3 protein-coding genes and 6 pseudogenes are annotated in these 14,076 nt (G+C 58.6%); 2 read left to right on the top strand and 7 right to left on the bottom strand.

Annotated features, from left to right (window positions below):
- Window positions 1–429 precede the first annotated feature (429 nt).
- The 3 pseudogenes from BDOA9_RS37335 to BDOA9_RS35110 form a co-directional block, all read right to left on the bottom strand.
- Window positions 430–1,455, bottom strand: a pseudogene (locus tag BDOA9_RS37335) (IS110 family transposase).
- A gap of 1,008 nt (window positions 1,456–2,463) precedes the next feature.
- A pseudogene (locus BDOA9_RS40290) lies at window positions 2,464–2,769 on the bottom strand (prolyl oligopeptidase family serine peptidase); the annotation flags it as partial.
- 310 nt (window positions 2,770–3,079) lie between these two features.
- Window positions 3,080–3,927, bottom strand: a pseudogene (locus tag BDOA9_RS35110) (IS110 family transposase); the annotation flags it as partial.
- An 809-nt stretch (window positions 3,928–4,736) separates the two neighbouring features.
- On the opposite strand from BDOA9_RS35110, the gene BDOA9_RS35105 reads away from it, so the two are divergent.
- Window positions 4,737–5,717, top strand: coding sequence for a pectinesterase family protein (locus BDOA9_RS35105; RefSeq protein ID WP_152033742.1), 981 nt, complete (start codon window positions 4,737–4,739; stop codon window positions 5,715–5,717).
- Between the two features lie 222 nt (window positions 5,718–5,939).
- On the opposite strand, the gene BDOA9_RS35100 is transcribed toward BDOA9_RS35105, so the two are convergent.
- From BDOA9_RS35100 to BDOA9_RS35090, 3 genes and pseudogenes are all read right to left on the bottom strand, one after another.
- Window positions 5,940–7,046, bottom strand: a complete 1,107-nt coding sequence (locus tag BDOA9_RS35100) for a glycoside hydrolase family 28 protein (protein WP_025038599.1) — start codon at window positions 7,044–7,046, stop codon at window positions 5,940–5,942.
- A 1,545-nt stretch (window positions 7,047–8,591) separates the two neighbouring features.
- Window positions 8,592–8,864 carry a hypothetical protein gene (locus BDOA9_RS38515; RefSeq protein WP_152033741.1) on the bottom strand — a complete coding sequence of 91 codons (273 nt, stop codon included), beginning with the start codon at window positions 8,862–8,864 and terminating at the stop codon, window positions 8,592–8,594.
- 424 nt (window positions 8,865–9,288) lie between these two features.
- Window positions 9,289–9,897: pseudogene (locus tag BDOA9_RS35090) on the bottom strand (IS21 family transposase); the annotation flags it as partial.
- A 209-nt stretch (window positions 9,898–10,106) separates the two neighbouring features.
- Between BDOA9_RS35090 and BDOA9_RS35085 the strand changes: the two are divergent.
- A pseudogene (locus BDOA9_RS35085) lies at window positions 10,107–10,811 on the top strand (integrase core domain-containing protein); the annotation flags it as partial.
- Between the two features lie 1,978 nt (window positions 10,812–12,789).
- Here BDOA9_RS35085 and BDOA9_RS35080 read toward each other — a convergent pair.
- A pseudogene (locus BDOA9_RS35080) lies at window positions 12,790–13,949 on the bottom strand (IS3 family transposase).
- Between the last annotated feature and the right edge of the window lie 127 nt (window positions 13,950–14,076).

The raw sequence follows: 14,076 nt of genomic DNA, 5'->3' as shown, positions 1-14,076 counted from the left end.
ACCTACCGGATGACGGGGTGATCTGCGAGTCTGCGGTTGTTTGAACCGTTAGGCTTAGAATGGACACAGTGTCAATCGGCCCTTTAATTGCGGTTTGTTGTCAAGCTTACATTTCTGAACTCGCCCAGGGCACGGAGGTAGTGCTCGCGCCGTCGGAGCTGGTCCGGGTTGCGGAGACGGCGCGGGCGCGGCTGATACGTGCTTTGCTGGCTAGGCATTGGATCACCGGGGCTGGTTGATGTCTTCGCTGGGTCATGGTCCTTTCCGAGGTCGCAGAGCGCCTCATGATGATGTCCGGGTCGGGCACCTCAACGTTTGCAGCGGAGTGCGAACGAGCTGCCACCAGCCGATTGACCGAGGTCGCCACAACACCGTCCCAGCGGGACATCGCCAGTCGGGCAGACCGGACCAGGAACTTTACAGATCGGATCAGGCTTCCTTCGCCTGGCCCCAGTCGAACGATGTGCCGTCGACCCAGATACAGTGAAGAACGATGGCGATTTTGCGCGCGATGGCGACCTTTGCCTTTCGCATGCCAATCCGCTTGGCGAGCTTCATGCCCCAAGCCTGAGAGGACCATTTCTTTGTTCGATAAAGCAGGACGGTCGCCGCCTCGTACAGGTAAGTGCGGAGAAGACGGTCGCCCCATCTTGATATCTTGCCATTGATATCAGTTTCGCCAGACTGGTTGCGTCAAGGCGTAAGACTCAGATAGGCGCCGACGCTTGATGCCGATCGGAAGCGCGATGAGTCGTCGATCGTATGGCGGAAGGCCAAGGCGGTGACCACGCCGACACCAGGAACCGTCACCAGGCGGCGCGTCGTCTCATCCGACTTCGCCAACTGGCGGACTTCGTCGTCGAACTTGCTTTGCTGCTTGCAGGTCTGCTCATGGATCGACAGAAGCGGCGCGATCACACCGAGGAGTTGATGATCTTAGCCCAACAGCTCGCAGACCTGATTGCGAAACTTCAGTCCGATCGCTCGTGGGAAGAGCAAGCCGTATTCTTTGATTAGACTGCGGACCTGGTTCTCGATATCTCGACGAATGGCCACGAGCCGAGATCTCGCGATGAGTATCGTGCGGATCTTTTGACGTTCCTCGCTCTTGACTTTGACTTCTCGATACCAGCCAACCCGCACCAATTCGGCCAGACCTCGAGCATCATTCTGATCGCTCTTGTTCATGCGGACGGACAAAGCCGCGTGGGCATGCCGCGCGTCGATGCAGACCACCGGAAGATCAACCCTACGAAGTTCATGCCATAGCCAACTCGCCATCGCCCCGGTCTCAAATCCGATGCGCTCCGCCTGTGGCGCGCGCTTGCGAAGCAGTGCTGTGAGCGCACCCGGGTCGGACTTGGCCTTTCCCTCGAACAAGACCTGACCCACTTCGTCGACCACACATACTGACGTTTCTTTTTGCGAGACATCCAGCCCAACATATTGCTTCATAGCCCCCTCCGGTTCGCGAGATTGCGGGAAGGATTGAAGATACCGAACCTTTCGAGCCGCGGACGCCGACCGCAATTGCATCATCGCTTGCAATATTGCAGGCCGAACGACAAGCAGCATGCGCGGGAGTTCATTGAATATATTGATGAAGGGCTGTACCACCTCGGCTGGGTGCAGAAGCCCAGTGTCGACATCCCTTTTACGATCTGCGCGGCCATCGTCGACGGCGCGGGTAAGAACACCGAGTCGATCAAGCCACGCCGCACGCCGGCCTCCCACCCCAGAAGCAGGCCGAGTACGATCGTGGTCCGAATGAGAGCCACTTACCCTTGCGCGGCATAAGCTCTTCTCCACGTCGACGTTGAGCAGCGGCCAGATTTCAGGGTAAAGGGCGACGAACTCTCGCTATCTGTAGCGCCGAGACGTCGCGGGGCGCGGAAGCGATATCCTTGGCCGTTTGACTGGGACATTTGGCGAATGTGCGAATGCAATAGGTAAGGTCTCGTCGCGCGCTTAGCTGTATTGGAGCACGCTCTCTTTGTCGGGGCTTAAGCAAAGGAGCACGTCGGTCGTCTCGTGCATCTAAATGCGTTCCGCTAATCACTGTTGCTGCATTTGAACAGCAACGATCGTGCCAATGTGAACAGCAACGATCGTGCCAATGGCATTTCCAATTCAGAATCCTTGATTGGGCACGAAAACGTGGTTCGGCACTGAAGCACTCGACCTGAGACCAGCGCAGCTGTCAGACAACAAAAAGATTGGTGGAGCCAGCATGTCGCGCGACTGGAAGCTCCGACCGAAATTGCTGCTCGTTGACCGTCCAGGAGGCAGAAGCTGAATTCAGCCACGGCCTCCAGCGCGATTCGAGGCGCCATTGCCTGTGCGATGGAACTTCGATGGAATGCCGCATTGTCGGCGCGCGGTCCGTTCGAATTCCGCCGCGCGTCCCTTCTCCGGCAAGCTCGTCGTTGTATTCACTGACTTGAGATCGGCCAGATAGGCCCAGTAAGCCAGCGCCGGGAAGTCGGTATTCTTCTCGTGATCTCTGCCATAGCCGTGACCGCCGGCGGCCGGCTGGTAAAGGTAAGCTTCGTAGCCCATCCCCTGGAGCTTGGCGACCGTCTTGCGGGCGTGGCCGGGATGGACGCGAACGTCCCGTCGCGTCGTGCCGATCAGGATAGGCGGGTAGTCTTGTCCGGGTCTGGCAATGTGGTAGGCGGAATAGGCCTTGAGCCATTCCCATTCTGTGGGCTTGTTGGGGTCGCCATATTCCGCAACCCAGCTCGCGCCGACGAGCAGGTTGGTGTATCGATGTCAATCGGCCCAACAATTGCGGATTGTTGTCAACTGTCTTTTTGTAGCCATTCGGCAAAGTAGTAGCGCTCGGCCCGGCGGAGCAGGTCGGGATTGCGCAGACAGGGCGAGCGCGGCTAGTGGATCGATAGCCAGCTTCTAGTAGGCCGATAATCGGCATGAAAAAGGCAAAGGTTGCTATCGCCCGCAAGATCGCCGTCGTCCTCCACTGCATCTGGGTCGATGGCACATCGTTCGACTGGAGCAACGCGTCGGCCTGACGTTATCTTGTAAGTTCCCGGTCCGGTCCGCCGGGCTGGTGATGTCCCGCTGCCTCGTAAAGGTACGTTCGGAGGAGCCTGTCGCCCCATCGGGAAATCTTCCCACTGGTATCAGACTCACCGGATTGGCTGCGCCGACGTGTGAGGCTGAGATAGGCGCCGACAGTCGATGCCGATCGGAAGTGAAACGGGTCATCAATCGTATGGCGGAACGTCAAAGCGGTGACTACGCCGACACCAGAAATTGTCATCAGGCGACGCGTCGTCTCGTCCGACTTCGCCAATCGGCGAACCTCGTCGTCAGATTTACTTTGCGGCTGGCAGATGTTTCCGTGGATCGACAGGAGCCGTTCGATCCCCGCGAGGAGCTGATGGCCTTGGCTCAACAGCTCACGGACTAAGTTGCGGAACTGCTGGCCGATTGCGTGGAAAAAGCAACCCACATTCCTTGATAAGACTACAAACCTGGTTCTCGATATCTCGGCGCATGGACGCAAGGCGGTATCGCGCGGCGAGGATTGCTCGACCGTCTGGCTCTCCTCGCTCTTGATTGTGAAGCCTCGATACCAACCAACCCGCACCAGTTCAGCAAGGCCTCGAGCATCGTCCCGATCGCTCTTATTCATGCGGACCGACAGTGCTGCATGTGCATGCCTTGCATCGATGGAAACGACGAAGAGTGCGACCCTACGAAGCTCATGCCAAAGCCGGCTCGCCATTGCGCCTGTCTCAAAGCCGATGCGCGTTGCCCGTGGAGCAGGTTTATGAAGTAACTTTGACAGATCTCCGGGATGAAATTTGGCCTTTCTTTCAAAAAAGGAGCTTCACCAGTCTCATTGACTACGAAAACCGCAGTCTCTCTCTGCGAGACATCTAGCCCGACGAATTGCCGCATGACAGTTCCTCCGATCGCTTGATTGCGAGAGGCAGATGATAACGGAGCGCTCGTGTTCGTGAGCGCTGACCGCAATTACGTCGTCGTCTGCAAATTTGGCCCCTCGTCAATATTGCAGGTCGAATGACACACTTGGGCGCAGCCGCGAATATGACGCGGGTTACCTTCGGGAAGAGCCGGGTGCGGGAAAGTCGCGGCCGGATCTGTGAATGCGAAAGTCGAGGGGCTGAGCGACTCGACCATGACCGGCGCCGATCGCAATTACGTCATCGTGTGCAATTGCCCGTATCTCTCCGCTGAGCACTACGCCGGATGCTTACTCTCCGCCCTACGCGAGGTGCGCGGTAGCCAAACCTTCGGCGCCTATCGCGCAAGCTAGAGAGTCGCATGATCGTTTGCGTTAGCAATCTTATAGAGCAAGGAAATCCTCGATGCCCTCGCCAAAGTGGGGTTGCGCTTGACGGAGGACCTGCCTGCACCTAAAAGAGCGTCGCACCGTGCGACTAAGCCTCAAGAGCGCTTCATCAGCCGCTATTTAACGTCAGGCCGCGCCAACACTGTAGAATCTGAGTAGCCTCAAAGGTGCGAGCGCTCTCGAAGGCTGAGGAAAGGGCAAAGCGACATGGCTGTCCCCTTCCCGCTTCCTTGATGATGCGTTTCACCGAATAGGGCAAGCTGGGTGGGCGTGCCGAAAGCGTTGCGACGTCTGGCGATCGTCGTTAGAAACCCGGTGGAAAAGTTAGCAGGCCCGGCTCGTGGGACGATGAGGGCGCCGGTAAGGCGCCGCGCCTAAACAGGAGGTGATCAGGTTGCATAAGGCGCTGAGCGTGTCCGCGCTATTTGCGGCGATTGGGAATGTTCTGCCGGTCCATGCGGAGGCGCTGAAGGTCTCTCTATCTGAAGAGGGTGCGTACAGGTCCGTACAAGAAGCAGTAGACGCGTTACCTTCAACTGGTGGAAGCATTTTAGTTGGGCCGGGGATATATCGCGGGAAGGTTGGGGTGGCGAAGCCGAATGTCTATGTCAGAGGAGGCGGCAAGAGGCCTGATGAGGTAGTTATTGTCTATGGAAACAGCGCCGGCACCGCGGGTGGGACTCGCCTTTCGGCGACTTTGGATGCGTCGGGCGATAGCTTCCGGCTCGAAAATCTCACCGTTCGTAATGATTATTCTGCCAACCCAGCCAATCCAGCATCTCAGGCGGTGGCATTGTCTGTGACAGGCGATAAGGTTGTTATTGCAAACGTCAGGATACTTGGTGCGCAAGACACATTGTTCGCTAACAAGGGCGCCAACGGCCGAATGAGTCGTCAGTTCTTCGTGGACTGCTATATCGAGGGCCACGTCGATTTCATATTCGGCAATGCTAAGGCCTATTTCAGAAAGTGTGAGCTGCACGGCGTCGCGAATCACGCAGTCGTCTATACTGCACAAAGCAGAGCCTCCGAGGACGAAGACAGTGCCTTTGTGTTCGATCATTGCACGCTCACGGCTGACTCAGCCGCACGCAACGTTGCGCTCGGACGGCCATGGCGACCCTATGCTGCGGTGATCTTCTTGTCGGCGCAGATCGATGCGCCGGTGATGGCCGAGGGGTGGATAGAATGGGACCCAGGCAAGAGCCGCAGTCTAATGAGCGCCTACTATGCGGAATATAGATCCTTAGGTATCGGTGCCGATCCTACAGGCAGAGAAAGGTATGCGCACCAGCTCAGTGGCCGCGAGGTGAAGCAGTGGTCGCTCCAGTCATTCTTTTCTCGTGATACGAGCTGGATCTCCCAACCGCGATAGCAGCGTAGGTGTGGGATAGCAGTTCCACTCACGTAGTGCGGCGGTTTAGCAGCGGGCCTGCAGGTGCACTGCCCTGGAAGGGCAGTAGTGCTCTAATGTCATCTGACAGGCGTGAGCATGTGAGAGTCACGTGCAGATCGTGAGATACAGTGCTCGGTATAGACGGTGCGGTCCGAATTCTTGTCGATCGCGCCGTGTAAACCGGCCGGTCCGTCGTGATCATCAGCGGCCGACTGGGGCTGCTGGCCATACGGTGCTCTCGCCGTGTTTGCTACTGCCGCTTTCGGGGAAGGGGCGGAAAGTAGCTGCGCACGCGTTCGATGCGGTGGAGAAGGCCGTCGCAACGCCACCTGGCAGCGACGGAAGTACATTGACCGAGGTCACATTTGTATTCTCAACTTGCCAACTGGCACGGCGGGAAAAGTGCACATCTTCCATTGAGATATCCAATGGGTGGTGTCGATCAAACCCTCGCATAACGAGCGCGCCATCGGTCCCATAGACGTGCTTGAAGACGATCTGCTGATAAACAGGCACGTTAGCACCGTGAGCGGAAGGATCGTAGTGTGTGTCGAGGTGTATGGGCCATTTGTTATCTCTCATGCATACGTTTTCGTAGGTCACGCGCTCAACCAGACCGCCTCGACTTGAATCGCTTTTGATTCGTAGGCCAAATGTCGTGCCGTCCAATGTCAGGCCGCTAACCGTTACGTCGCTGACACCTGAATTCACTTCGCTACCAATTGACATTCCGTGCCCCCAGCCGAACTGGTTGTCCAAAATGGAAATGTAGCGCGTGGGGCCGTTTGTGCCGGCTTTGATTGCAATGTTGTCGTCACCGGTGCGGATGGAAGAGTGGATGATTGTCACATCCTCGCTCGCTCCCGGGTCGATTCCGTCGGTGTTGCGGGCATCAGGGGGCGTATCAATGATGACGGCCCAGATGGTTGCGCGTTTGACGTAGTTCATCGCAATGTGGAAGTTTGCTGCATTGCGTAAGGTGATTCCATGAACGGCGATGTCATGCGCATGATCCATTTGGATCAATCGAGGTACGTTTTGTCTTGCGCCCTCTCTTTGTGCGCGACGCGCCAGCTGCCACCAAGTCTCGGTTGTGCCCTCCATCAAGGCCCCTCCTTGTCCATCGATCGTTCCTTCCCCATACAGGCCGCCGCCCTGGGTATTCAAGAAGTTGATGAGGGGACGACAGCCATCGCCGGTCCTGGTGATGTGGCCACATCGTCCCGAGCTCTTTTGGTATGCTTGGGGGTCCGTTACAGCGGCCAGCGTTGCGCCCCGAGCAAGCCAGAGTGTTGTACCGGACGTCATTTCGAGTGGACCTGAAAGAAACGTCCCGGGGTGCAGATATACCGCGGCCCCTGCGACGCAGTGATCTATCGCGGTTTGCAATCTGGCGGTGTCAATACCCCCCGATGGCTCCAGATGGGCGCATACTTCTCCAGGGGCGGCCGGTTCCGTGACGTTGCGGCGGTCCTTTGCCTGAGACGCGGTGCAGAACAACGAGACTGAGAGTATAGAGAGGGCTGTAGGAAAACTTAAACGGGCGGCCATCGCCCCTCCTTTGCCTTTGTCGGCACTCAAGTGCGCGCGGTTAGTCCGGCTGCGTAAATGTCTAAAGAGTCACGAGCGTGCGATGAAAGCGTACGATCGATGTTGAAGCGCATCAGGACGTGTGGTCATGCGGGCAGGTGGATCCCAAAAAAAACGCGGCTGGCGGGGAGCGAGGCCGATAGGCGCCGTTGCTGCTTGGGGCGCGCTCGGGACCCGAAAGGGGTCGAGAGGTCGGCCCTTTTGTGAATTTGGACGAAACATGGTTGGTCTATCGTCTTCTGCTTCCGGCCTGCGGCCTCGGTCAATCGACGTCCTTGTGTAGGTGACTTGCACCGAAGTCCTTCAAGGGGCCTCTTAGAAGCAATTAGGTCGCGCCCGAAATCAGATGCCCGTCCTTTTTATCCGATATTGTTCGAGTTTCGTAAAATCGAGTGTTTGGATAGGCCTCATCTAAATCATTGATGGCGCATCGGCTTCTAGGGCGCGCGTGTCATTAAGCGGCTGGCGCCTGACAGGGATCCCCCGGTGACGGCCTCATCGGCCGATTTCCGTCCGATGGCGTCAGATCATCAAGGAAGGCCACTTCCGCCTCATCCCTGCTCAAGTATAGCGAGCGCAAGGAGATCACGTCTGAAGCTATCGCGTAAAGCTGCCGTTTCCGTGCCCGAGTCGGGGGCTGAGTTTGCAAGACACGGCAGCATTACGTCAGGACGAGGCGTATCGGCCCGGCCCCTGTGCGCCATAGGGGCCGCGTCTCCTTGATCTTTGAGACTAGCGCGGCAGAACAGCCGACAGGTAAGTCTCCCCTGCCCTACGTTTGCTGCAGTTCTCAATCCGGCATGGCGGACGCGGTGAGTGCGGCACTTCAACCGTAATCTGTGCGGTGGCGGCGACACACTCGCTCGCGTTGATGGTCTGCTGATCGTTCACCTGAGCATGTATGTACGCGTCTGTGAGGACGCCAGCGGCATAGGGCTGATCTAGGAGGTCCGCATCGGCCAGTAGGCTGGTACGGTCTGCCATGGCTTAGGCGACAAGTTCACTAGCTGGACAGGCCCCGTCTGCGATCGCCTCTCCTACTGTTTTGGCGCCTCGAGCACAGGATTGCAGACCGCCAGCTCTTGCCCTTGATACGCACCGCCGACAGCGGCGTAAGCTAGCAGGCCATCTCGCGCCTCGGCACCGCCGTGTGAACTTCCCCCGAACGAGTGGACACCAAGGCTCGGAGAGCCCGGAGGTGTCGAATGGAACGTCAACGTCGGTTCTTACTGAGGACTATAAGCGGCAAGCGGTTGAGGGGGGCTAGAGCCGTCGGTCTATCGGATCGGTGGTCAAGGAGCTCGATCTGCGCGGGTCGGTGTCGCGGCGCTGGGCAGATAAGCTCCGGCAGGAACCGGCATCGGCAGCGTCGCGCGCCACGACGCAGGCGACGCCGATGCCAGCGGACCGGGCTTCGGAGATAGCCCGGTTGCGCCAGGAGAACGAACGGCTGCGCATGGAGCGCGACATTTTAGAAAAGTTGATCGCGATCTTTGCCGGAACCCGGACATGAGCTTTCGCTTCATCGAAGATCACGGGGAGGCCTATCCGGTACGGCTGATGTGTGCCGTGCTCGAGGTGTCGCCGGCCGGCTATTACGCCTGGCACGAGCGCCCGGCGAGCGGTCGCACAACGTCCAATTCCATGCTGTTGCCCGAGATCCGGCAGGTCCATCGTGAGAGCGGCCAACGCTATGGCGGTCCGGGGTTATGCGGGGACGTGGCGCCGCCGTGGCCGGATCGAACGACTGATGCGACGGCATGTCATCCGGGCGATCATGTCAACGCCACGTCGGGTCCGCGCGCGACCGATAGTTGTCACGATCTGCCGATCGCTCCGAACCTCATCGCACGCGACGTCACCGCCGCGGCTTTCAATCGGGTCTGGCTCGCCGATATCACCTACGTTCCGACGGCAGAGGGCTGGCTGTACCCGGCTGCCATCACGGACCTCTTTATGGCTGCGTCAGATCGTCCCGTGCATCACGATCGAGATTGCAGAATGTGGCCGACAGACAGTCGGTCCGATGGCGCCCCACCGAGCGACCAGAGGGCCCTGCAGGCCTTCGGCCGGGTCAACGAAGCTTTCGCCGCCAATTACGACGTGGGCGTGCTCGAACCTGCAATAGGCCAAACGGAAGTGATGGAGACGATGATCGAGCGGGGCTCCCGCGATTGTCACAACCAACTCGCCCATGTCTGTGAAGTCGGAGAGGCCGAGCTGGCCAGGCTCGTGGTTTGGCGGAAGATCACCTCCTGCTCATCCCCGTGGATCGCGCGCCAGGCACGGATACGTCGCGGTACGACGGATACCGGATCCGGATGCGTCGTAGCATCTCCTCGAAGACCGCCACCGGGCGTAAGCCAGGTGCCGCCTTCAGGATCGGGACGATTTCGGTCTGGAACACCTCGCTCAACGGGTCAGGTCGTCGCGGGCTGCGGGGAGCCTTCCTTTGCGATGGAAGTCAGGGGTCTCTCTCAATCCGATAGGCGGTGGGCGCACTGAATGACGCCTTGGCCGCCGCCACTGGCGGGCTATCGGTCTGACGGCACTTCATGTAGAACCCCATCTGGTCATCTGTGATTTATCGGCCGGGCAAGCGAGTGATTCCTCTTGGCGGAAGAACCACTTGCATAAGCCCGCCGGCCGGGATCACCAGTCGGCGCGGTCCCTCACGGATCGCGCCGACGCCGGGCTCGTAACTCCGGTTGGGCTAGGCCTCCCTAGTCACGAGCCCGGCGAACCCCGGGCTGGCCGACGCGCGTCGCTTCCGCTACAGGCTACCTGCTCAATCACAAGGAGCTGTTCCGGCTGTACCGGGAGGAACGGCTCGCGGTGCGCCGCAGAGGTGGTCGCAAGCGGACCTCGGCACACGAGCACTGATGACGGCGCCGTTGCTCCCGAAGATCCCTGGTTGCTCGACTTCGTGTCGGATCAGATGACCGGTGGCCGGCGCTTCCGGATCCTGACCGTGGTCGACGACTGTACCCGCCAGTGCCTGGCGCTGATGGCCGACACCTCACTCTCGGGTGCCCAGGGCGCTCGAGAGCTGGAACGGCTGGTCGCCGGGCGCGGCAAGCCCAGGATGGTGGTGACCAACAACGGCAGCGAGCTCACCAGCCTTGTGATCCTGACCTGGACCGATCAGAACCGTGTCGCCTGGCACTACATCGCTCCGCCAAACCCATGCAGAACGGCTTCATCAAAAGGTTCAACGGCCGCCTGCGGTATGAGCTGTGGAATGAGACACTCTTGACCTCGTTCGCCCAGTCCCGCGTCGCGCTCCGGTGCTGGCGGGCCGACAATACGACGCCCGGCCGCACTCCCAGTTCGGACGGAAGACGCCATCCGAGGTTGCCTCCACCTGCACTTCGCGACGGGATCTGGCGCTGCGGTTTTGTCGAAGGCTCCGCGCCAGCTCCCGCCGCTACCACCGCCCACATGGGCAGATCCAACCGCCCGCACGAACTCAGACCTGAATAAAACTTGGGGGCAAGGTCCGCTCATTTATCAGCTCACCGGGCCGCTAAGGCATGAACAAACCACACGCAAACTCTTCCGGATTCTACTCACAAGGCAGACAGCTTTCAAAATAAGCGCGCTATTCACGCGATCATTTAGACCACAGCACACTGGAAACAGTTCCGATCGTCGATCCTCAAATGCTTTGTCATGGCGAACCACTTTCCGACACCTGCTAACAAAGCCGCTCATCTATGCTCCTGTCCACCAGTTCCGCTACTGCTCAGTCAAACATAATCGGGTTCAGCTGGACTGGCGTCGGAGAGTTTTCTTCAACAAGACTACAACCCACTTAGACAGTACACTCAATCAGCAATGCCGAAATCGGAAGTTCTTATCCATTCGGTCACCGCGCGTCATATTCCGGAAAAGGGTCGCCTTAAGAGTGTTAGACGGCAGCATACCGCTCTCGGTCCATCTGCCGCCAAGTCATTTTGACAGCCGTTCGGCCGCTCTCGAGACATAACGAGATGGCATTCCGTGCTCGTACTGGCCACGGTAGGTCTGAGACACCTAATAATTGCGATCGCATCAGGTATGTCGCTTCTACAGAAACGAACGACGCTCGGGCATACACGCCTGCGTTTCCTGCGCAGCTGGAAGCGATTCGTTGGCTTTGGCACACCGTACTGACAAAATGCTCATCGCTGCAACAATACTGAACGCGATCAAACAGCAGTTCATTTTACAGATCCAGAGGCACCAGTTGAGTTGCCTTTGATGCATTATGTCCTCTAGGAGGTTAGGACCGTTGAGTGCTGGCGCGGTATCGTCATATCGTGTGCAGGTGCAGTTGAACGTATACAAGTGCTACGACAATAACGTTCAAGCGGTTCATCTTGAGCCATTCAAACCTTGTCCATTTGCAGCCGCCTACACGGTCAGCCGCGCCACGAGCGGCAGTTTGAGGGGCATCCGGGCTGGGTCACCGCTTCCTGTGACTCGTCTCGCAGTTCACCATTTCCCTGCATCGTACGATCTCCAGTCGCGTGCGATTCAAGCCTTTTCCTAATCAGTTGATCATTCTTTCTCGGCGAGGCCGCATCGCCCATGTCCTACGTTCCCGGGGGCTAGCTCAACTGGCCGCTACTTATACGATAAACAATATACGCACTATCTGCTGCCTCAGGAGCTGAAAGTCCGTTAGCCAGCGGCGCCCGGCCTATGCCGGCCACAGTACCCGTGCTCACATCCGGCCGTTATCCGGTGCTGGCACTCGAACTCGAGGTCCCCGCCACCGGCCTTGTACAGAAATAGATGATGCACTGCGCCTGATCCTCTTGATTCTCTCGTTACGTCACATTGTACGCATCGTCCGAAGTATTTCGAAAAGGTTCACTTTGATGTTTCGGCAAATGTTCACGCTTACCGAGAGCCCGCGATCGCTTCACTCCAACTCGCCGCTCATTGAGCGGCGTGCACCCAACTCCCGAAAGTATAGGCCAAGGTTGGACAGTGTGCTGGAGGAGGCGCAGTACGTCTGGGAATGGTGCCTTTCACCTCAAGATCGGATAAGGTACATCCGAAGTAATCGCTCATATTTTGTTTTTGGCAATTACCGGGAAATGATTGACGTCGTCCGCGGTCGACGCTTCAACGGTTGTGCATCGGAACTTGTAAACTGGCGCCGCCGATTCAGAGCGAGAGTATGGCTGTTCGGGGTACTTTTCTGCCTTACAACGTGGATACTTATCTTTCGTGCTATCCTCTGGCTTCTCTCCTGATTCGACACGCGAGCTTTTCCGGTTCCAGGGCCATGAGCGGATCGCACAACGCCGCAAGACGTACCTCGGATGGCATGTGGAAAATGAAGCGGTGTTTCAGTGACCTCGCGCCGAAGTGCTATCCATTAGCAGCGGAGCGGAGTGAATTGAGGTTGGTGCCCTCTGCGACGCGGTGGCAGCGCGGCCTGATCTTGCCCCAAAAAAGTGGACTGGGATCAAGCCGATTTTAGCTCCATCTCGATCGGGCTGATATAGCCGATGGCCGAGTGTCTGCGGGTTTGATTATAGAAGCCCTCGATATAGGCAAAGATGTCGCGTTGTGCTTCATCGCGAGCTGCATATTTGCGGTGATGGACCAGTTCGGTCTTGAGGGTATGGAAGAAACTTTCCATCGGGGCATTGTCGTAGCAGTCGGCTCTACGGCTCATCGAGGGCCGGAAGCCGGCGGCTTGCAGCGCCTGGCGGTACTCGGTCGAAGCATATTGGGTGCCGCGATCGGAGTGATGGATCAGCCCGGCTCCGGGCCCTTGTCCCTTGATGGCCATTCGTAATGCGGCGAGCGGCAATTCGGTGCGCAGATGCTCGTCCATCGCCCAACCCACGATACGGCGAGTGCACAGATCCATGATGGCGGCCAGGTACGCCAGCCCTCTCCGGTCCAGACATAGGTGATGTCGGCGAGCCAGACCTGATTGCGCATGGCGGCCGAGAAGTTCCGGTCGAGCAGGTTTGGCGCGATCGGGAAGCCATGCCCGCTATCGGTGGTGCGGCATCGCCGCAGGCCGGCCGAGATGGCAGCGCATTTGCCGCTCGATCCGGCCACGGCTTGCATGGTGTTCCTGGGCCTTGAGTTCGGCATGAATGCGCGGATTGCGATAGCGACCATGGGTGTCGCGATGAACCCGCCTGATGTTCTCCAGCAGCTCGCGATTGGCAGCGGCCTGAGAGCTTTCCGGGCGCGCCCGCCAAGCATAGTAGCCTGCAGGAGAGATCCCGAGCACGTGGCACATGACCTTGACAGGATAATCCGCGCGGCGATCTTCGATGAAGCGGAATCTCATGTCTTGGGTCCAGCGAAGATCGCGATCGACTTTCTTAAAATGTCGCGCTCCATCCGCAGCTGCTCATTTTCCCGCTGCAGCCGCGCGATCACGTCAGCCTGGTCCGCCGACGGCACCGCCGCTTGCCGTGTGGGAGCCTCGGCGCTGCCGCCGGCTGCCACGGTGCCCCGCTCCGCCACCCATCGGCTTAGCACCGAGCCGTCGAGCCCGAGCTCCTTCGAGACCGACTTCGCCGAGCGCCGGCTCGACAAAACCAGGTCAACTGCTTGCCGCTTGTACTCGTCCGAATAGGACCGTCGCTGCCGTTTCGCCATCTGACACCTCTTGCTGCCTAAGCTCGGTGTCCACCGAATTAGGGGAGGCTCAGGTCTGGCTTCGCCGCACCTCGCCACGGCGGGAGACACAGCAAATGCCGAGGTTGAGCACCTCGACAGCTGCTTT

The sequence above is a fragment of the Bradyrhizobium sp. DOA9 genome (assembly GCF_000617845.2).
GTDB lineage: Bacteria > Pseudomonadota > Alphaproteobacteria > Rhizobiales > Xanthobacteraceae > Bradyrhizobium.
Note: the sequence above shows the minus strand (reverse complement) of the source record. Positions and strands in the feature narration are given on the sequence as shown.